The sequence below is a fragment of the Roseibaca calidilacus genome (genome assembly GCF_001517585.1).
Classification (GTDB): Bacteria; Pseudomonadota; Alphaproteobacteria; order Rhodobacterales; family Rhodobacteraceae; genus Roseinatronobacter; species Roseinatronobacter calidilacus.
In genome coordinates, this window is the sequence record NZ_FBYC01000004.1 from 1,388,044 (window position 1) to 1,408,077 (window position 20,034).

The window sequence follows — 20,034 nt, forward strand, 5'->3', positions numbered from 1 at the left end:
CGGCCAAACCAAAGCAGGACAATACGGCATGACAGACCTTAGCAGGCCCACCGAAGATATCTCTGTCCGCGATGTGTTCGGAATAGACAGCGACATGACCGTGAAGGGCTTTACCGAGGGCAGCGACCGTGTGCCTGCGCTGGACCCGACCTACAAGTTCGACCCTGACACGACGCTCGCGATTCTTGCGGGCTTTGCCTATAATCGGCGGGTGATGATCCAAGGCTATCACGGCACCGGCAAATCCACCCATATCGAACAGGTGGCCGCGCGTCTGAACTGGCCGTCGGTGCGGGTAAACCTGGACAGCCATATCAGCCGGATTGACCTGATCGGGAAAGACGCGATCAAGCTGAAGGACGGCGTGCAGGTTACGGAATTTCAAGACGGAATCCTGCCTTGGGCGCTGCGCAACCCGGTGGCGATTGTGTTTGACGAATACGATGCAGGCCGCCCTGATGTGATGTTCGTCATTCAGCGCGTGCTGGAACATGACGGCAAGCTGACCTTGCTGGACCAGAATGAAATCATCACCCCGCACCCGTCTTTCCGTCTGTTTGCCACCGCGAACACGGTCGGCTTGGGCGACACGACGGGCCTGTATCACGGCACGCAGCAGATTAACCAAGCGCAGATGGACCGCTGGTCGCTGGTCGCCACGCTGAACTATCTGAGCCATGACGCAGAGGTCGCGATCGTTCTGTCGAAGAACCCGGCCTATAACACGGCAAAGGGACGTCAAGAGATCAGCCAGATGGTGACGGTCGCGGATATGACGCGCACCGCCTTCATGAATGGCGATCTGTCCACGGTCATGTCGCCCCGCACGGTGATAAACTGGGCTGAGAATGCGCGCATCTTCCGGTCGGTCGGTTATGCGTTCCGCCTTAGCTTCTTGAACAAATGCGACGAGTTGGAGCGCCAGACGGTGGCAGAATTCTACCAGCGTTGCTTTGACGAGGAACTGCCGGAATCTGCCGCCAGCATGTCCTTGGGGTGAAGTATCTTGCCCTGCTGACATCAGCGCTGCTGGCCGCCTGCACGCCCGCAGCCCCGCCCCCCGGCGCACCGACGGCCTTTGAACAGGCTGGCTGTCGCATTGCGCGCGTGGTTGATGGCGACACGGTCCGCGTTGCCTGCGGCGGGGGCGGAACCGTGCCCGTTCGGCTGACCGGCTTCGACACGCCAGAGACGTTTCGCCCGAGATGCGCGTCTGAATTGGCGCGCGGGCGCGCGGCAACGCAGCATCTGAGCGCTTTGATTGCGCAGGCCGAGCGCGTGGATTTGCAGATGCAGGGCAAGGACAGATATGATCGGAGCTTGGCGCGGCTGACCCTTGAAGGTCGTGACGTTGCGCGCCGCATGATCGCGGATGGGCACGCCGTGCCCTATGCGGGCGGTCGGCGGCAAAACTGGTGCGGCTAGGCAAACAGGCTGGGTCATACAAACACTCTCGCGGAAATTGCTTAAACTTTGGTAAACATGCGGGGCCGAACAGGTTGGCCCCATGCCCCAAGATTGTCGCATGGTGCTGAACAATTCCCCGGTTCAGCCGTAATTCCCGCCTAGCTTGGCCACAAAGCCCCCCGATATTCGCAGCAATCAACTTTGCAGGATTGCGTGCCATGCTTATTCGTCTTGCCTCAGCTTTGTCCGTCATGACCTTGGCCGCCTGCGGCGGTGGCGCGATGTCGCCCAGCCCAAACGGGTTGCCAAGAACGGGAAATCTTCCCAATGTTCTGCCGCAATCGGGGCAGGGAAATTCCGGCGGCGTGGTTGCGAATGGCGCGCCTGCCGCAGGGGTAGAGGCCACAATGCGCTACAATCGCATTTCTGGACGTGCCAGCGGCGCGAGGGTCGATTTTCACAATGGCGATTTGGCCGGGGTATCCGTGACCTGCGGCCGCGCCGGTGGCGGTGCGACCGTGCCCGAATGCGAAGCGGTGAATGCGGATAGCGCTTGGCTGGTGAACGAACTGAGCGGCAATTACGCCTATGCGGGGGCGTTCGCGGTGAATGGGCATGGGCCGAATGGCAGCGAGGACAGCTTTGTCGCCATCCATTCCGGGCCGGGCATGAATGATGCCGAAGACACCATCTTGCCCGGCGAAAGCGTTGACTATCGCGGCCAGTTCCAAGCCGGGGCCAGCCTGATCGAGAACGGCGTTCAATACGAAGGGCGCGCAACTGGCGGCATGGACCTGACGGCGGATTTCACATCTGGCACCCTGTCGGCCAGTTTTGACGGGCAACTGCGCGACGCGGATGACAACGTATATGTTGACCTTGCAGCCGGGTTCGAAGATGCCGTGATCGGACCGGATGGGCGCTTTTACAACACCGATGGCACGCTGTTTTCGTATAATGGCGCACAGGCATGGGGCGAACTGGACGGTGATTTCTACGGACCCAATGCCGAGGAAACCGCCGGAACCTTTGGGTTTGGAAACGGCTCTGGCGGGATGACCGGGATCATGCTGGGCTGCTCTGAATACAACGCCGCCAATTGCGTCGCCCCAAGCCCGCGCTTCTAGCCGCAGGCCCCCGAAGCCTGATCTGCGCTTGCAGAATGGTCATCGCGCCCGATGGTTGCTGGCCATTCTCGTTCTGGTCGGCATCAACCAATCTTCGCCAACTGCGATGCCGCGCCATGCACTGCGCGGCGCCGCATGGCCTACGGCAGTGTGTTTTGGCGCTATGCTGTTGCGCATGGCAAGAACCGACAGGGGCCGGGTGCCCCGGACGTTAACCGACCCGCTTACCACGCCGCAGGACAAGCGGCCCAGCCAGCCGGTTTTCCCGACAAACTGTCTAACACATTGAGAGGTGTGTCCGTTTAATGTTAGGCCGCCACCGGAGAGCAGACGTGAAAGACACCCATACTCTTGCCGCCCCGACCATGAAACGCGTGACACTGGATGCGATTTCAGAGCAAAGCAACCAAGCTGCGCTTTATGCTGGCAAAAGCGTGAACCGCATTCGGAAGATTACCAACCAAATGCAGATGCTGGCCCTGAATGCCAAGATCGAGGCCGCCAAGGCCGGGCAATTTGGCCGCGGGTTTTCGGTTGTCGCGGCGGAAGTCGGCCTTGTCGGTGAAGAGATCAACACCGTGGCGCAGGACATCCAGAGCATCTTGTCACAGCGCCTGTCCGGCCTGAACGATATGGTCGCCCAGATGGAAAAAGACACATTGGGCGATCGCTTGGTGGATTTGGCCTTTACCGCCGTCGATACCATTGACCGAAACTTGTATGAGCGCACCTGCGACGTGCGGTGGTGGGCGACGGATTCGTCTTTTGTCACCGCGCTGCAAACCATGGACCTAAGCGCCATTGCCCATGCAACCCGGCGGTTGGGCGTAATTCTGGACGCCTATAACATCTATCTTGACCTGTGGATCTGCGATCTTGAGGGCAGGGTCATCGCAAATGCGCGGCCCAACAAATATGACCTGTCCAACCTTTGTGTCAGAGAGTTCTCTTGGTTCAAGGAGGCCGTGAACCAAGTATCGGGCGATGAGTTTTCCGTGGGCGAAGTGGTAAAATCGCGCGCGCTGAATGACGACCAATGCCTAAGCTATGCCTGTGCAATCCGCGAGAACGGCGACAAGCATGGCAAGGTTCTGGGGGTCATGGCCTCCAGTTTTGATTGGGAAGCGCAGGCGCGATCCGTCGTCGGCAGCTTGCGGATGGATGAAACGATGGCCCGTCGCAATACGCGCGTTTTGCTGATTGACCGCCAAAACCGGGTCATCGCCTCGTCCGATGGTCTGGGGTTCTTGACCGAGCGTATTTCGTTTCCGCCCGATGCCGATTACATGTCGGGATGGTATACAACCGACAACACTCTGGTTGCCTATCACAGCACCAATGGGTTTGAGACCTATGCAGGGCTTGGCTGGAAAGGCGTCGTCACGCAGGATCTGCGCTAGGGCTTCGCAAGCTGCGACTCCGCGTCTTGGGCCGCGTCGTGCAATAGGGATAAACCATTGCTGTGCCAGATGAGCGGCGCGCCGAAGCGCCCTGCCGCAAACCCCGCAGCCGAAGGCACAGGGTTTGCGGCTTTGGCATTCAGGATCAGGCGGCGCGGGCCGCCATGGTGGCACGGGTCCACCAATCAAGGTCCGACAGCATCGCATCGGCAGACGCGCCAATGCTGGCTTCCAGTGTTTCGATCGGTTTCGGATCGCCGCCCAGCGGGTGCACGCTGAAGAAATCGCCACCGCCAATATGCACCGCCGCCCGGGTCGAGACCATCTGCAACTCTACCCCGATGGTGCGCAGATGTTCCGCCGCGCGGGTGCCACCAACCGAGCCGTAGCTGACAATGCCGAATGCCTTGCGGTTCCATTCGACATAGGCTTGGTCCAGCGCGTTTTTCAGCGCGCCAGTGATGGAGCGGTTGTATTCCGGGGTCACGAAGATGAACCCGTCATATTGCGCAAGGGTTTCTTGCCATTTCACGGCGGCGGGGTCTTGGCTAGGCATCCAAGCGTTCGACGCCATCTCGTTGAACAATGGCAAGGGGTGGTCTTTCAGGTCGATCAGGTCAACATCCCAATCGCCGCGCGCCTTGGCGCGGGCCAAAATCCATTCAGCCGGCGCCAGCCCGAAACGGCTGTCGCGGGTGCTGCCAAGAATTACGCCGATACGGGGGGTCTGGGTCATGTTCTCTCTCCGAAGGGTTGGTGTGGTTTCACCGCAGATATCGGCACAAACCCCGTCACGCGGTAGGCCTGTTGGCGCACAGCCCCTGTGCGGGCACGCATGGTCGCGGCTTTCCTTTCGCAGGGCGCTGGTCTATCTGTGAAACAACGCAACGCACAAGCCTCGGTGACGCATGAGCAAGCCTTCCGACAATCCGGCAGACCCGTTCAAGAAGGCGCTGTCCGACACCGCCCGCACCATGGCCGATGCGCGCGAGATGACGGTGACCTATTCGGTCGACCCGCCGGGCCTGTCGAATGATGCCATGCGCTTGCCGCAAGTGACCCGCCGCATGACCCGAGATGAAGTTTTGCTGGCGCGCGGCACCGCCGACAGCTTGGCCCTGCGCCACCGCTACCACGACACCGGCACCCATGCACGTTATATGCCGCAAGGCGACATGGCGCGCGAATTGTATCAGGCGATGGAAGATGCCCGTTGCGAAGCGGTGGGTGCGCGGCATATGCCCGGCACCGCAGGCAATATCGACGCGCGGATAAAGCATGACGCGGGCCGCAAGGGCTATGCGCAGATCCGCGACCGCAAGGATGCGCCCCTGCCCGTGGCCGCCAGCTATATGATCCGCGAATTGGCCACCGGGCGCACCTTGCCCGAAGGCGCGGACAATGTGCTGGACCTGTGGCGCGGCTTTATCGAAGAGCGCGCGGGCGGCACCTTGGAAGGGCTGGACAAGGTGCTGGCCGACCAAGGCGCCTTTGCCCGCTTCACCCGCCGCATGATCGAGGATCTGGGCTTTGGCGACCAGTTGGGCGACGATCCCGACGACATGGGCGATGAGGATGAGGGCATTGAGGAGGATCAGGAAGATCAGCCCGAAGAGCCCGAAAACCCCGACAGCCAAGGCGATGATGACAGCGCCGATGACGAAAGCTCTGACGAGGACGGCCAATCGCAAGATGCCGCCCAAGCCGATCTGGCCGTGGATGAAGACGCCGAGGACGAAATGTCGGACGAGGCGGAACTGCCAGAGGGCGAGGCCCCCATGGACCCGCCCCCCCCACCGCCGCATTCCGAGGCGAGTGCGGATTACAAGGTCTTCACCACCGCCCATGACGAGGAAATCCGCGCCGAGGACTTGGCAGAGCCTGCCGAATTGGAACGCCTGCGCGCCTATCTGGACCAGCAGTTGGAACCCTTGAAGGGCGCGGTGTCGCGCTTGGCCAACAAACTGCAACGTCGCTTGCAGGCCCAGCAGAACCGCTCTTGGCTATTCGATCTGGAAGAAGGCACGCTGGATGCCGGGCGCTTGGCGCGCGTGGTCGCCAACCCCACGACGCCCCTGTCTTTCAAGCAGGAAAAGGACACTGAATTCCGCGACACGGTGGTGACGCTGCTTTTGGATAATTCCGGGTCCATGCGCGGGCGGCCGATTTCGATCGCAGCCATCTGTGCCGATGTCTTGGCCCGCACGCTGGAGCGCTGCAACGTCAAGGTCGAAATCCTTGGCTTTACCACCCGCGCGTGGAAGGGCGGGCTGTCGCGGGAAAACTGGCTGGCCGAAGGGCGCAGCCTGCAACCGGGCCGCCTGAACGATCTGCGCCATATCATCTACAAGCAAGCCGATGCGCCGTGGCGGCGCGTGCGCCCCAATCTGGGCTTGATGATGAAAGAGGGCCTGCTGAAGGAGAACATCGACGGCGAGGCGCTGGAATGGGCGCATAGACGCATGGTCGCGCGGCCAGAGGCGCGCAAGATCCTGATGGTTATTTCCGACGGCGCGCCGGTTGATGACAGCACGCTGTCGGTAAACCCCGCGAATTATCTGGAGCGCCATCTGCGCGACGTGATCGCCATGGTCGAAAAGCGCCGCGCGGTGGAACTTCTGGCCATCGGCATCGGCCATGACGTGACGCGCTATTACAACCGCGCGGTCACGATTACCGATGTTGAACAACTGGCCGGGGCCATGACCGAACAGCTTGCCGCGCTCTTTGACAAAGACCCGCGCGCACGGGCGCGGTTTGTCGGGATCAAACGCGCAAGCTAGCCAGAGCCGCCATGTCCGCATATGTCAGCGCCGAAGGGTGCTGTGCGGGCTGCCGGACGCGGTGTTTCATGTCGAAACCGCGCTGGAACAGGGCGGCGCAAGGTCGCGGCTTGGGCGGACCGGCCCTGGACCGCAACCGCCGCCTTCCCGCGCAAGGCATGTGATCTGTCTTTCAACATCAACCGGCCTGAAGGCATTGACAAAGCCCTACGCCAGATGTCCGAAAATGGCGCGTGCCCTTAGGCGAGGCAAAGCGTTAGAGCGCCATTTCGGCCCAGATCGGCACATGGTCAGAGGGCTTTTCTTCGCCCCGGACCGCCCGGTCAATGCCGCAATCTTGCAACCAGTCAGCGGCTTGGGGGCACAGCAGAATATGGTCAATGCGGATGCCGTCATTGCGGTCCCACGCACCGGCCTGATAATCCCAAAACGTAAAGTTGTCAGGCGCTTGCGTGCACGCGCGCAACGCATCTGTCAGGCCCAGATTGACAATTTTCCGAAACGCTTCGCGCGAGGGCAATCGAAACAGCGCGTCAGCCTCCCATGCCTTGGGCCGCGCGGCATCTTCGGCCTGCGGGATGATGTTGTAATCCCCCAACATGACAAACGGGGTCTCAGCCGCCAGAAGCGCTTCGGCCCGCGCGCGCAGCCGCGCCATCCATGCCAGTTTATAGGCGTATTTGCCCCCCGGCACGGGCGCGCCTGCCCCGTCCAGTTCCACCGGGTTGCCATTGGGCAGATACAATCCGCAAACCCGCAAGACACGCGTGGCCCCCTGCACAGTCGCCTCAATATAGCGCGACTGCGCGTCGTCATCATCGCCCGGCAAGCCGCGCGTTACATCCGACAGCGGCAAGAGGCTGGCAATCGCCACCCCGTTAAAACCCTTTTGCCCATGGGTTGCCAGATGGTAGCCGCGGTCTTCGAATATCTCTCGTGGGAAAGCATCATCGACCGATTTGATTTCCTGCATGACCAGCACGTCGGGTCTAAACGCATCCAGCCAGCGGGTCAGCGCCGGTCCCCGCGCCTTGATTCCGTTGATGTTGAAACTGACCAGCTTCATGCCCGCGCCCCCTGTTGCTTGCGGGCCATGTTTGCCCCGCCCCGGCGGGCAGGGCAAGGGCCGTTCACTCTGCCGCGACGGGTTCGCGGTCCACCAGCGCCACGATATCCATCATGATCTGGTTCAGTTTGAAATCTTTGGGCGTATAGACACGGGCCACACCCATGGCGCGCAAGCGTTCGGCGTCGTCCTCCGGGATGATGCCCCCCACGATGACAGGCACATGCCCCAGCCCTTCGGCGCGCATCAAGGCCATCAGGTCGCCCATCAGCGGAATATGACTGCCCGACAGAATCGACAGGCCGACCACATGCGCGTCTTCATCGCGCACGGCAGCGACGATTTCGGCAGGCGTCAGGCGAATGCCCTCATAGGCAATGTCCATCCCGCAATCGCGGGCCCGCGCGGCTATCTGCTCGGCGCCATTGGAATGCCCATCCAGCCCCGGCTTGCCGACCACGAATTTCAGCTTACGGCCCAGCTTGGCGCTGACGGCATCGACAGCTTCGCGCACATCTTCCAGCCCTTCGGTCCGGTTCGACGGGGCGCGCGAAACGCCGGTCGGGCCGCGATATTGGCCAAAGGCCGCGCGCACGGTTTCGCCCCATTCGCCAGTCGTAGCCCCGGCCTTGGCCGCCGCTATCGAGGGCGGCATGACATTGCGCCCGTCCCGTGCCGCAGCGCGCAGATCGGCAAGCGCGGCTTGCACTGCGGCCTCGTCGCGGGCAGCGCGCCATTCAGTCAGGCGGGCGATCTGGTCGGCCTCTGCCTCTGGGTCGGACACCATGATCGCATCTTCGCCGGTGGTCAGGGGCGAAGGTTCGGTGGTGGTGAATTTGTTCACCCCGACCACGATGGTATCGCCTGTTTCAATACCGGCGATGCGCTCTGCATTCGCCTCGACCAGCCGTGATTTCATGTAGTCAATGGCTTTGACCGCGCCGCCCATCTCGTCAATCCGCGCCAATTCTTCGCGCGCGCCGTTGGCCAGTTCAGCAACCTTGCGATCAATTGCCGGGTTGTTGTCGAACAGGTCGTCATATTCCAGAAGGTCGGTTTCATAGGCCAGAACCTGTTGCAGGCGCAGCGACCATTGCTGATCCCACGGGCGCGGCAGGCCCAGCGCCTCGTTCCAGGCGGGCAGTTGCAGCGCGCGGCAGCGGGCTTTCTTTGACAGCGTGACCGCCAAAGCCTCTATCAAAATGCGGTAGACGTTGTTTTCCGGCTGCGGTTCGGTCAGGCCAAGGCTGTTGACCTGCACCCCGTAGCGGAAGCGGCGGAATTTCGGGTCATCAATGCCGTAACGGTCGCGGCAGATTTCATCCCACAGGTCCACGAAGGCGCGCATCTTGCACATCTCTGTCACGAAGCGGATGCCTGCATTCACAAAAAACGAAATCCGCCCCACCATCTGCGGGAAATGTTCGGCAGGAACCTTGGTTTTCAGATCGTCCAGCACCGCACAGGCCGTCGCCAGCGCGAAGGCCAGTTCTTGCTGCGGTGTCGCGCCCGCCTCTTGCAGGTGGTAGGAACAGACATTCATCGGGTTCCATTTGGGCAGATGCTCGCGCGTATAGGCCGCGACATCGGTAATCATCCGCATAGAGGGCTGGGGCGGGCAGATATAGGTGCCGCGCGACAGGTATTCCTTGATAAGGTCGTTCTGCACCGTGCCGTTCAACTGGCTGACATCTGCGCCCTGCTCTTCCGCCACCGCGATATACAGCGCCAGCAACCACGGCGCGGTCGCGTTGATGGTCATCGAGGTGTTCATCTGCTCCAGCGGGATCTGGTCGAAGAGCAGCCGCATATCGCCCAGATGGCAGATCGGCACGCCGACCTTGCCGACCTCGCCCTTGGACAATTCGTGGTCGCTGTCATAGCCCGTCTGCGTGGGCAGATCGAACGCCACCGACAGGCCCGTCTGCCCCTTGGACAGGTTGTTGCGATACAGCGCGTTCGACGCGCGCGCGGTGGAATGCCCGGCATAGGTGCGAAACAGCCAGGGCTTGTCCTTTTGCGGGCGGACTTGGGTGTCGGTCATGCGGGCCTCCGGCGATGCGTGCGAAACTTTCTTGCCTAAACACCTGCAAAAGACGCAAGATAATGTCAAGCGCTAATCGCTGCATTGCGGCAATGCGCGCGCAGGCGTTAGCGCCCGAAGACCCGGTAATACAGCCAGTCGGGCAGGAAGTTGCCGCCCCGGAACACCAGCGAGAACAGCTTGGGGAAGGCGCGGTGGAATTTGTCCGAGCGCATGAGGATCATCATTTCTTCTGCGGCCTGTTCGGGTTCCATGATGAAGGGCATGGCGAAATCGTTCTTTTCTGTCAGCCGCGTGCGGATGAAGCCCGGCACCGCCAGTTGCACATCCACGCCCGTGCCGCGCAGATCGCAGTGTATGGATTCTGCCAGATGCATCAGCCCCGCTTTGGACGACGCATAGCCAATCGCGCCCGGCAGACCCCGATAGCCCGACAGCGACCCGGTAATGACCACATGCCCCGCCCCGCGCGCAACCATGGCGGGCACGACTTGGCCCAGCACGCGGGCGGCCCCTGTCAGGTTCACGTCGAACATGGCTTCCACCTGCTCGGCGTTCCACTCTTGCGCGGGCTGCGGCCAGTAGACACCTGCCAGAAACACCAGCCCGTCCACCGCGCCCACGTCTTGTGCCGCGGCCAAGACCGACGCGCGGTCCGACACGTCGCAGGCGACCACGCGGGCCGGGCCGGGCAGGCTGCCCGCCAAATCATTCAGACTGTCCGTGCCCCGCGCGCTCAGCACCAGCGACACCCCGGCTTTCGACAGTTTCTGTGCCAGCGCGCGCCCCAACCCTTCGGAAGCGCCGACCAGCCAATACGTCTTGCCTGACAGTTTTCTCATGGGTCCACCTTGCGCATGGTCGCGACCAGCTCGGCCACCTTGATGCCGAACTTGCGAAACTGGCTGCGGTTCACGATGGTCTTGTCATCGACCAGATACAGCCAATCGGTCACGTCCAGCGCGTGCCCGCCTGCGCTGTCGGGCAGGCGGATGGTGTAGCGCAACTGCACCGCCGCGCCTTTTTGCGTGCCCTCGCCCCGGCCGACCAGATCGTCGGCCTCGGCCCGAATGCGGCCGCCGCTTTGCAATGTCAGCCGCCATTCGCGGTCCTGCGTGGTGCCACTGTCATAGCGGAAATGCTCGGCCAAGGTGCCGCTGTCGCCATCCCATGTGCCATGCATTTTCGCGGTAAAGCGCGAGGTGACACGCCCCATCGGCCCATAGATCACACCCTCGCAGGCGATTGGTCCGGACAGGTGCTGGCGGATGTCGAAGGCCGGTTCCATCGCCGCATAATCCGCCGGTCGCTGGGCCGGGAAGCGTGCGAAGCGCTGCACCGCCACGACCAGCGCCAGCATCAGCGCCATTCCTGCCAGCAGGATTAGAAAGGTGGTCATGTGTCAGCTCTCCTTCAAAGGGGTCAGGGCCAGCAGGGTGAAAGCACCTGCTTTCAGCACCGTGGGCAGCGCGGCATATAGCAAAACAAGCGTGGTCAGGGCGGTGTCGGAATTGGCAGCGCCTTGTTCGAACCCGGCCATGTCCAGCGTCGGGAACACGATGATCGCCGCCAGCGCCAGTGTGGCCTTGGTGACAAAGGCCCAAAGGCCAAAGCCCTGCGCGGCCTCTGGCGAGAGTTCCGCCATGCGGCGCGAGAAGATCGCGGGCAAAAGCGTCAGATCCGCGCCCATACCAAAGCCCGACAGCACGCAGATAATGGCAAAGGCCGTCAGGTCGCCCGCGCCAAGTGTCAGCACGAAAGCGAAACTGCCCATGGCCAGCGCCATGCCGCCCAGCAGCGCCGTTTTCGCGCCGAAGCGTTTGGCGATCTGCGCCCAGACCGGCGCGCTGACAGCGGCGGCCAGAAACAGCAACACCAGCAGCGGTCCCTCTGCCCCGTCGGTTTGCAGCACGGATTCGGCGTAGAACAGAAACAGGGTAGAGGTGATGGCGACCGGCGTTGCATTGACCAGCGCAATCGCCAGCAAGCGGCGCGCGGTCGGGTCGGCCAGCACATCGCGAAAGGACGGGCCAACCGCCGACAAGTCGGGCTTGAACCGTGGCCATTCGGGGCGCATGGCCCAAAAAGCGGCCAAGGCGACCAGCACAAAGCCCAGCGCGAACCCCGTGAAAGGCACCGGCGTGATCGCCTCCAGCGCCACCGGTGCTGCGGCGGCCAGACACACACCGACCAGCGCCCCGCTTTCGCGCCACGCGGCCAAGCGCACATGCCCGCCCTGCCCCAGTGTCGCGCCGCGCGCAGCCCCCGTGGCGTAAAAGCAGATGGTCAGGAAGGAATAACAGGTGAACAGAACCGTGATGGCAATGGCAAACCACGCAAGCGGCCAAAACAAGGGCGGCACCGCGAAGAGCATGACCATCGCACCTGCCAGCAGAAGGACGGCCAGCGCGGTCGCTTGGCCCCGCCATGCGCCAAGCCGCGCGGCCAGCCAGCCCAAAGCCGGGTCTTGCACGAAATCCACTGCGCGCAGCACGAACAAAACCGTGCCCAACAGGCCCAAGGCCACGCCATATTCCTGCACATAGAAAAACGGCGCGTGAATATAGATGGGCAGCCCCGCCATGGCCAGCATCCCGCCATAAAGCGAATAGCCCCAGAAACGGGGCGCAGGCGCTATGGCGGTGCTGGTGTTCACTGGCTGACCTCTTCGGCGGGTGGTGCCGGGCGATTGCGGAAGCGCGCGCCCTTCCACCACAGTTTCAGCGCCTGCCAATGGATCAGCGCCAGAACCCGGCGTGAGCCCATGCGCCGCGCCATCGCCCATAGGATCGCCCCATTGCCCAAGGGCTTGCGCGCGCCGGTCAAAGTGGCGACCAGCCCGGCATTCTCTGCCTCGGCATCCTGCCGGTAGCCGATGCGAATGTTCACTTTCGCATCGGTCATTTCAACGTGGAAGCTGTAATTCCCCTCGACCGGCTGAAAGGGCGAGACATAGAAAATCTTGCGCGCCTGCAATTCGTCCGAGGGCTGGATCGGGGAACGATCGGGCTTTACGCACAAATAGGAATGACGGTCGCCATAGGTGTTGTTCACTTCGGCGATCATGGCGCGCATGTCACCTGCCGCATCATGGCACAGCCAGAAACTGACCGGGTTGAACAGATGCCCCAACACGCGCGGTTGCGTCAACAGCAGCAGCTTGCCATCGGTCACGCCCTCCAGCTGATGGGCGGCGAGCACCTCGCGCGCCCAAGCGGCCCCGCGCCCTTGCCCCGGCATCCCGCCATGGTCGCGGTCCGACAGGCTTGCAACGTTGCGCGCATTGCGCGACAACAGCTGCGGGGTGCGCAACTCGGCCTCGGCATCGAATAGCACATAATCCACGGCATAGGTGAAACGGTTATTCACCGGCCCGCGCCGCCCGTGAAAGGTGTGGCCCGCGATATGCTCGAGCGTGCTCATGCGACCTCTGCCAGTTTGCGCGCACGCACATCCATGGCGCGCGCCACATCGACCGCGCTTTTGAACCCGTCCTCGTGAAAGCCGCTATGCAACCATGCCCCGCTAAACCATGTGCGGTTCATACCGTTCAGGGCGCGCACGGCTTCCTGCGCTTCCAAAGCGGCCATGTCATAGACCGGATGCGCGAAGCTGTAGGTGTCGTAGATACAGTCTTCCCGCACCGGATGGTTCGCATTCAGCGTGACGAATATCGGGTCATCCTTGGGGATGGGCTGAAGCGAGTTCATCCAGTAACTGAGCGAGATGCGGTCACGGTCTTGCGGCCCGCGCTCTGTATAGGCCCAGCTTGACCATGTCTTGCGCCGCTTTGGCATGAAATCCGTGTCACAATGCAACACCGCATCATTGGTCTGGTAGCGCACGGCACCCAAGGCGCGGCGCTCTGCCTCTGTCGGGTCGGCCAGCAGGCGCAGGGTAATGTCGGAATGGGTGGCAAAGATCACCTCGTCAAAGCGCTCGGGATCGGCCCCCTGCGCCTTGACCTGCACACCATCAACGCCGCGCGTAACCTGTTCAACCGGGGTTGCTGGGCGCAGGTTGACGCCCGCGCGCTCCAGATAGGTGCTTAGCCGCCGCACGTATTCAATAGAACCGCCGCGCACCGTATGCCACTGGTGCTGCCCCGTCGCGTTCAAAAGCGCGTGGTTGCGGAAAAATTCCATCATCGCGACGGCGGGAAAATCGAGGATCTTGGCTGTCGGCGTCGACCAGATCGCGCCCGAAAACGGCAGGATATACCGCTCGCGGAACCAGTTGCCGGTGCCCAGCCGTTCCAACAAGCCGCCGATGGTCAGGCTGGGATCGGCCTGCGCCACGCGCAGCCCGTTCTTGTTGAAATGCAGGATATCGCGGATCATCCGCAGATGTCGCGGGTCCAGTGCCGCGCGGCGCGTGGCAAATAGCTGGTCCAGATTGCCAAGCCCGTATTCGTAGCGCCCGCCGTCGAAAGACGCACAAAAGCTCATATCAGATGGCGCGGTCGGCACATCCAGCTTTTCAAACAGCGCGGTCAGGTTGGGGTAGTTCACATGGTTGAACACAATGAACCCGGTATCCACCGGCTGATCGCCACGCTTGCCCGCCGTCACGGTGCGGGCATGACCGCCCAAACGGGGTTCGGCTTCAAACAAGGTCACGCGGTGGCGCTGCGACATAAGGTAAGCCCCTGCAAGCCCCGAAATGCCCCCGCCAATTATCGCAATCCGCCGCGCGGGCATGTCAATCATTTCAAATGGCATCGTGTCTCCGTTGCTTGACAGTATGGCATACCCGGTGTCGGGCTATGGACGTATTACGCTGGGCGGGAAGGCCCGGATCAAAGCAAAAAACATCTTGGTTAGGTGCATATTTTTTGATCCGGCTGAACGCTCATTCCGTATGTCAGGTATGTTTGACAGTTTCCACCCTGTTGTGGCGTCTCGACACGCCCCCCACCTGCCCCCTATGGTGCAGGCAAATCGACCGGTTCGAGTCGTGTGGCGAAGGCTGGGAAGCGTGGGCAGGGAACAAGAGACAGATTGGGGCATGGTCTTGCGCCGCGTTGCCGAAGCACAAGACAGCACCGCGTTCGCCGCGCTGTTTGCGCATTTCGGGCCGCGCGTAAAAGCCTATCTGATGAAATCGGGCGCAGATGCCACCACCGCCGAAGAATGCGCACAAGACGTGATGGTCACGGTCTGGCGCAAGGCAGCACAATTCGACCCCACGCGCGCTTCCGCCGCGACCTGGATATTCACCATCGCGCGCAACCGCCGGATAGACATGCTGCGCCGTGACAGGCGCCCCGAACCCGAAGACCTGCCATGGGGCCCCGAAGCGGAACCCGACCAAGAGGACGCGCTGGCCCTGCAACAGGAAACCGCGCAATTGGCCGCCGCCTTGCGCACCCTGCCAGAAGCGCAGCGCAGCATGATCGAGCGCGCCTATTTCAACGAACTTTCGCATAGCGAAATTGCGGATGCGACCGGTTTACCCCTTGGCACGATCAAATCGCGGATCAGATTGGCGCTGGAGAGGCTGCGCCACTCCTTGAGTTAAGAAAGCACTGACAATGATTACCCACCACCTGAGCGACAATTTGTTGATGGCCTATTCGGCTGGCTCGTTGCCGGAGGCGTTCAACTTGGTGGTCGCCACCCATATTTCCGTCTGCGACGAATGCCGCGCGCGTCTTGCCAGCTTTGACGCCCTTGGCGGCGCTTTGCTGGACGAGGATACCGTCGCAATGGGTGCGGATTCGCTGGCCAATGTGATGGCGCGTATCAAATCTGAAGCGCCAACCGCCAAACCAGCCGCGCCGGGCCGCGACGCGGTGCTGCCCGCCCCGCTGGTCGATGCGATCGGCGGCGGGCTGAACCATGTGCAATGGCGCGCGGTCGGCGGCGGCGTGCGACAGGCAATTCTGAAAACATCTGACAAAGCTAGCGCGCGCTTGCTGCACATTCCTGCAGGTGCAGCGGTGCCGGACCATGGTCACCACGGGCTGGAACTGACACTGGTTTTGCAAGGCGCATTCCGCGACGAGGACGCAGTCTTCAAACGCGGCGATGTGGAAATTGCGACCGAAGAAACACAGCACACGCCGATTGCGGAACCGGGCCTTGATTGCATCTGCTTGGCCGCGACCGATGCGCCCTTGAAGTTCCGCGCGATCCTGCCGCGACTGGCGCAACCTTTCTTGCGCATTTGACGCAGGTCAAAGCCGCAGGACGGACAGCGCGTTAGGCACAGGGGCACACCGAAACATAGGATAGCCCCATGAACTACCCCGATTTTATAGACGCGACCCGCGACCAGAGCCGCGCCTTGTTCAAAACCATCCCCGACACGATGAAGGGTTTTGGCGCGCTGTCGAAAGCGGCCAAGGAAAGCCCGGCCATCGGGGTGAAAGAAAAAGAATTCGTGGCGCTTGGCATTGCCGTGGCGGTGCGCTGCGAACCTTGCATCGCCTTTCATGTCGAAGCGCTGATGAAAGCGGGCGCCACCCGCGAAGAACTGGGCGATGTTTTGGCCATGTGCATCCAGATGGGCGGTGGCCCAGCCGTGATGTATGCGGGCAAGGCGCTGGATTGCTGGGATCAGCTTTCGGCGGCTTGACCTGATTGTGCGGCTGCGCCGCAAGTATTTATCGTGCGCCCTGCCTTGCGGCAGGGCGTTTTGAGTATTTGGGGCAAGATGAAATCAATACCCCAAGGCGCAGCCATCCTTGCGCGGGTCGGACGCACCTTCCAACACACCGCTGTCATGGATGCGGATCGCTTGCGCGCCCCCGCGCGGACCGGGCGATGCGATAACCTTGTGGCCCAAATCGGCCAGCGCCTGTGCCGTGCCGGTCGGATAGCCGGTTTCCAGCGCCAAGGTGCCATTTTCCGCGAAAGCGCGCGGCGCGTCTATGGCGCTTTGCAGGGTCATCCCATGGTCGCGCATATTGGTCAGCAAACGCGCATGGCCCACCGGCTGATAGGCCCCGCCCATAACGCCGAAGGGCATGGTGATGCGCCCGCCCTCCCCCAGCATGGCCGGGATGATCGTGTGCATCGGGCGTTTGCCGCCCGCCATCTCATTCGGGTGCCCTTCTGCCAGCGTAAACCCCGCACCGCGATTCTGGAACAGAATGCCGAACTTGTCAGAGGCCAGCCCAGACCCGAAGCTGTGAAAGATGGAATAGATCAGCGACACCGCCATGCGGTCGCGGTCAACCACGGTGATATAGACCGTATCACGGTGGATCGCCTCGGTCAGGGGGGCGACATCGGGCAGAACGCGCTTGGGGTCGATCAGCGCGGCCAGTTGCGCCGCCGTATTCGGGGCCAGCAGATGCGCAAGGCGGGTCGTATGGTCCGGGTCGGCAATGAAACGGTTGCGTGCGTCATAGGCCAGCTTGGTGGCTTCGGCCTCAAGATGTGTGCGCTCCGGGCCAAACGGGTCTGGGCTGGCCATGTCAAAATGGCTCAGGATATTCAGGATCAGGCTGGCGACCGCCCCGGTTCCGTTCGGCGCATGTTCCAACAGCTCTAGCCCGCGATAGGCGCTGCGAATTGGGTCGCCATAGGTGCAGCCGGTCGCCGCCAGATCGTCGAGCGTATGAACACCCCCCATGGCGCGCAGGCTGTCGATCAGGTCTTGCGCGACCTCTCCCTCGTAGAACCCGGCGCGGCCGTCGCGCGCGATGCGGCGCAGAACTTCAGCCTGCCCCGGCGCGCGGAAAATCTGACCCGCGCATAAGGGCGCACCCGAATTCAGGTAATGCGCCCGTGCCGCGCCTTGCAGATTGCTAGCTTCCGCCCAGTCATAGGCCACGCGCGGCGCAACCGGCACGCCGGTTTCGGCGTAATGAATGGCCGGGGCAAGTGTATCGGCCAAGCCAAGCTGCCCCCAATCGGTGCTGAGCTTGCAAAACGCATCCACCGCGCCCGGCAAGGTGACCGCTTCGACCCCATAGACCGGGACCGCATCCAGACCTTTCGCACGCAGCGCCCCCGCATCCGCCGCCGCAGGCGCCCGGCCAGAGCCGTTGAGCGTGATTACCCGCTCTTCGCCCGCCGGTTTCAGCAAAACGAAACAATCGCCGCCCAAGCCGGTCATATGCGGCTCGCACAGGCCCAACAGCACGCCCGCGCCGATGGCGGCATCAACCGCGTTGCCGCCCTGTTGCAGCAAATCCAGCGCCACCTTGGCGGCCAACGGGTGCGACGTGGCGCACATGCCGTTGGTTGCGAAAACGGCCGAACGGCCCGGTGCCTGAAAATCGCGCATGATCCCTCCATTTTTGCCTGATGTAGCCTGCCAGACGGCACAAAAAAACCCCGCCACTGCTGGCGGGGTAAAGTGGGCGCCCCGGCGGGTAACACGAGGCACCGGCGGTAACTGAGGTCAATCGTGCATCTCTGCCCGGATTTGCTGGCGCAGAATGTCGATTGGAATAAGTCTGCCGTCGCGCTTGAACTGCCAATAGGTCCAGCCGTTGCAGGATGGCGCGCCTTCCAGCGCGGCCCCAACTTGGTGGATCGACCCGCGATGCTCGGCACTGACCAGCGAGCCATCGACACGCAGCTTGGCCGCCTGCCCGCGCGGGTTAACCAGCACTTCGCCGGGGCGCAACAGGCCGCGTTCAACCAGCGTGCCAAAGGCCACGCGCGGCTGGGCGCGTTTCGAAACGGTGGTTTCCAGCGCCGCGCCTTCCAGCGGGCGAACTTGGCCTAGGCGCTTGCTGGCAACCTTGCGGTAGCTTTCTTCGCGTTCAATCCCGATATAATGGCGGCCCAGCAGCTTTGCGACCGCCCCCGTGGTGCCGGTGCCGAAGAACGGGTCCAACACCACGTCGCCGGGGTTGGTGGTGCCGACCAGCACGCGGTGCAGCAGCGATTCCGGTTTTTGCGTGGGGTGCGCCTTGTCGCCGTTCTCGTCTTTCAGGCGTTCATGGCCCGAACAGATCGGCAGCACCCAGTCAGAGCGCATTTGCACACCTTCGTTCAGCTCTTTGAGGGCCTCGTAGTTGAACGTATATTTCGCGCCTTCCGATTTCGACGCCCAGATCATGGTTTCATGCGCGTTGGTCAGGCGTTTGCCGCGGAAATTGGGCATGGGGTTGGACTTGCGCCAGACCACATCATTCAGCAGCCAAAAACCCTGATCCTGCAACGCGGTGCCGACGCGGAAAATGTTGTGATACGACCCGATGACCCAAATCGCGCCATTCGGTTTCAACAAGCGGCGCGCAGCGGCCAGCCAGTCGCGCGTGAACTGGTCATACACTTTGAAACTGTCAAACTGGTCCCAAGCGTCATCGACCGCATCTACCTTGCTGTTGTCGGGGCGGTGCAAATCGCCGCGCAATTGCAGGTTATAGGGCGGGTCCGCGAAAATCAGATCGACGCTGGCTTCGGGCAGCCCGCGCATCACTTCTATACAATCGCCATCCAGTATCTGGTCCAAGGGAAGCATGTTTGCGCCCTTCGCTGCGTCTTTGACTGCCATTTGTGCCTCTGTCTCCACGCGTTGGTGCGTGTGTCGTTGAGCACAAGATGAGTCATGTGATTCGTTTCGTCAATTTCTATTCGAATCAGAGATTTAAAAAACTTTCTTCAAGTAGAATCGGGACACAAGATTTTGCGTATGGGCTTGAAGGACCGTCTATGCTCTGGGGTTGGCCCAAGCTCTGCTATGGCATTTAAGTGACAGTTTGTCGGATATCCGGCGTTTCGTTCCCACCCATAACCGGGGTATTTCTGCGCCAGGTCTGTCATGATCGCGTCGCGCGCGGTCTTGGCAATGATAGACGCGGCGGCAATCGACATGCTGCGCCCGTCGCCTTTCACCACCGCCTCTGCGCCGCAGGGCAGGCTCGCGGGCAGGCGGTTGCCGTCAATTAGCAGATGGTCGGGCGGGACCGCCAGCGCGGCAATTGCGCGCTGCATGGCCAAAAAACTCGCTTGCAGAATGTTCAGCGCGTCAATCTCTGCGGGGCTGCAATGGCCGATCCCGATATCGGCATGGGCGCGGATCTGGGCACTAAGCGCCAAGCGGGCCTTGGCGCTCAGGCGTTTGGAATCGCGCAGCCCTTCGGGCAGATGGGCCGGGTCCAGCCAGACCGCCGCCGCCGTGACCGGGCCACATAGCGGGCCGCGCCCAACCTCGTCCACCCCCACCACGCGACACGCGCCCTGCGCGATGGCAAGACGCTCGAAGCTGAAATCTGGGATTTGTGGGGCGGCGGACATGGCGT

At 62.1% G+C, this 20,034-nt stretch carries 19 protein-coding genes; 8 read left to right on the forward strand and 11 right to left on the reverse strand.

Annotation, left to right across the window (positions count from 1 at the left end):
• Positions 1-28: 28 nt before the first annotated feature.
• From cobS to AWT76_RS10420, 4 genes are all read left to right on the forward strand, one after another.
• On the forward strand, positions 29-1,000 hold the full coding sequence (gene cobS / locus AWT76_RS10405) for a cobaltochelatase subunit CobS (RefSeq protein WP_072246294.1): 972 nt from the start codon (positions 29-31) through the stop codon (positions 998-1,000).
• Positions 997-1,425: a thermonuclease family protein gene (locus tag AWT76_RS16480; protein ID WP_176699385.1), complete on the forward strand. Its 429-nt coding sequence runs from the start codon at positions 997-999 to the stop codon at positions 1,423-1,425. The genes cobS and AWT76_RS16480 overlap by 4 nt, the downstream gene beginning before the upstream one ends.
• 200 nt (positions 1,426-1,625) lie before the next feature.
• Positions 1,626-2,534, forward strand: coding sequence for a transferrin-binding protein-like solute binding protein (locus AWT76_RS10415; RefSeq protein ID WP_072246295.1), 909 nt, complete (start codon positions 1,626-1,628; stop codon positions 2,532-2,534).
• A gap of 332 nt (positions 2,535-2,866) precedes the next feature.
• A complete protein-coding gene (locus AWT76_RS10420; RefSeq protein ID WP_281179104.1) occupies positions 2,867-3,934 on the forward strand; it encodes a methyl-accepting chemotaxis protein in 1,068 nt (355 codons plus the stop codon).
• 145 nt (positions 3,935-4,079) lie between these two features.
• Here the strand turns inward: AWT76_RS10420 and AWT76_RS10425 are convergent, their stop codons facing one another.
• Positions 4,080-4,670 (reverse strand): NADPH-dependent FMN reductase, encoded by a 591-nt coding sequence (locus AWT76_RS10425; protein ID WP_072246297.1) that lies wholly within the window; start codon positions 4,668-4,670, stop codon positions 4,080-4,082.
• A gap of 172 nt (positions 4,671-4,842) precedes the next feature.
• Between AWT76_RS10425 and cobT the strand changes: the two genes are divergently transcribed.
• Complete coding sequence (cobT, locus tag AWT76_RS10430) at positions 4,843-6,717, forward strand: cobaltochelatase subunit CobT (RefSeq protein WP_072246298.1); 1,875 nt, start codon at positions 4,843-4,845, stop codon at positions 6,715-6,717.
• Positions 6,718-6,973: 256 nt separating this feature from the next.
• Here cobT and xth read toward each other — a convergent pair whose 3' ends face one another.
• The 7 genes from xth to AWT76_RS10465 form a co-directional block, all read right to left on the reverse strand.
• Positions 6,974-7,783 (reverse strand): exodeoxyribonuclease III, encoded by an 810-nt coding sequence (gene xth, locus AWT76_RS10435; protein ID WP_072246299.1) that lies wholly within the window; start codon positions 7,781-7,783, stop codon positions 6,974-6,976.
• Between the two features lie 64 nt (positions 7,784-7,847).
• A complete protein-coding gene (locus AWT76_RS10440) occupies positions 7,848-9,827 on the reverse strand; it encodes a protein meaA (RefSeq protein WP_072246300.1) in 1,980 nt (659 codons plus the stop codon).
• A 107-nt stretch (positions 9,828-9,934) separates the two neighbouring features.
• Complete coding sequence (locus tag AWT76_RS10445) at positions 9,935-10,669, reverse strand: SDR family NAD(P)-dependent oxidoreductase (protein WP_072246301.1); 735 nt, start codon at positions 10,667-10,669, stop codon at positions 9,935-9,937.
• Positions 10,666-11,226 (reverse strand): DUF3833 domain-containing protein, encoded by a 561-nt coding sequence (locus tag AWT76_RS10450; RefSeq protein WP_072246302.1) that lies wholly within the window; start codon positions 11,224-11,226, stop codon positions 10,666-10,668. The genes AWT76_RS10445 and AWT76_RS10450 overlap by 4 nt, the downstream gene beginning before the upstream one ends.
• A gap of 3 nt (positions 11,227-11,229) precedes the next feature.
• On the reverse strand, positions 11,230-12,420 hold the full coding sequence (locus AWT76_RS10455; protein WP_072247642.1) for an MFS transporter: 1,191 nt from the start codon (positions 12,418-12,420) through the stop codon (positions 11,230-11,232).
• Between the two features lie 59 nt (positions 12,421-12,479).
• A complete protein-coding gene (locus AWT76_RS10460; RefSeq protein WP_072246303.1) occupies positions 12,480-13,250 on the reverse strand; it encodes a DUF1365 domain-containing protein in 771 nt (256 codons plus the stop codon).
• A complete protein-coding gene (locus AWT76_RS10465) occupies positions 13,247-14,548 on the reverse strand; it encodes an NAD(P)/FAD-dependent oxidoreductase (RefSeq protein ID WP_072246304.1) in 1,302 nt (433 codons plus the stop codon). Before AWT76_RS10465 ends, AWT76_RS10460 begins: the two co-directional genes overlap by 4 nt.
• Before the next feature lie 286 nt (positions 14,549-14,834).
• On the opposite strand from AWT76_RS10465, the gene AWT76_RS10470 reads away from it, so the two are divergent.
• The 3 genes from AWT76_RS10470 to AWT76_RS10480 all read left to right on the forward strand — a co-directional run bounded on the left by AWT76_RS10470 (position 14,835) and on the right by AWT76_RS10480 (position 16,406).
• The gene (locus AWT76_RS10470) at positions 14,835-15,347 is read left to right on the forward strand and encodes a sigma-70 family RNA polymerase sigma factor (RefSeq protein ID WP_245638843.1); all 513 of its coding nucleotides are present in this window, start codon (positions 14,835-14,837) and stop codon (positions 15,345-15,347) included.
• A gap of 13 nt (positions 15,348-15,360) precedes the next feature.
• Complete coding sequence (locus AWT76_RS10475; RefSeq protein WP_072246306.1) at positions 15,361-15,999, forward strand: ChrR family anti-sigma-E factor; 639 nt, start codon at positions 15,361-15,363, stop codon at positions 15,997-15,999.
• Between the two features lie 68 nt (positions 16,000-16,067).
• Positions 16,068-16,406 carry a carboxymuconolactone decarboxylase family protein gene (locus AWT76_RS10480; protein WP_072246307.1) on the forward strand — a complete coding sequence of 113 codons (339 nt, stop codon included), beginning with the start codon at positions 16,068-16,070 and terminating at the stop codon, positions 16,404-16,406.
• A gap of 84 nt (positions 16,407-16,490) precedes the next feature.
• On the opposite strand, the gene AWT76_RS10485 is transcribed toward AWT76_RS10480, so the two are convergent.
• From AWT76_RS10485 to AWT76_RS10495, 3 genes are all read right to left on the reverse strand, one after another.
• Entirely contained in the window at positions 16,491-18,065 is a 1,575-nt protein-coding gene (locus AWT76_RS10485; protein WP_072246308.1) for a gamma-glutamyltransferase family protein, read from the reverse strand.
• Positions 18,066-18,182: 117 nt separating this feature from the next.
• Positions 18,183-19,286, reverse strand: a complete 1,104-nt coding sequence (locus AWT76_RS10490) for a site-specific DNA-methyltransferase (protein ID WP_072246309.1) — start codon at positions 19,284-19,286, stop codon at positions 18,183-18,185.
• Between the two features lie 107 nt (positions 19,287-19,393).
• On the reverse strand, positions 19,394-20,029 hold the full coding sequence (locus AWT76_RS10495) for a ribonuclease HII (RefSeq protein WP_072246310.1): 636 nt from the start codon (positions 20,027-20,029) through the stop codon (positions 19,394-19,396).
• Positions 20,030-20,034: the final 5 nt, after the last annotated feature.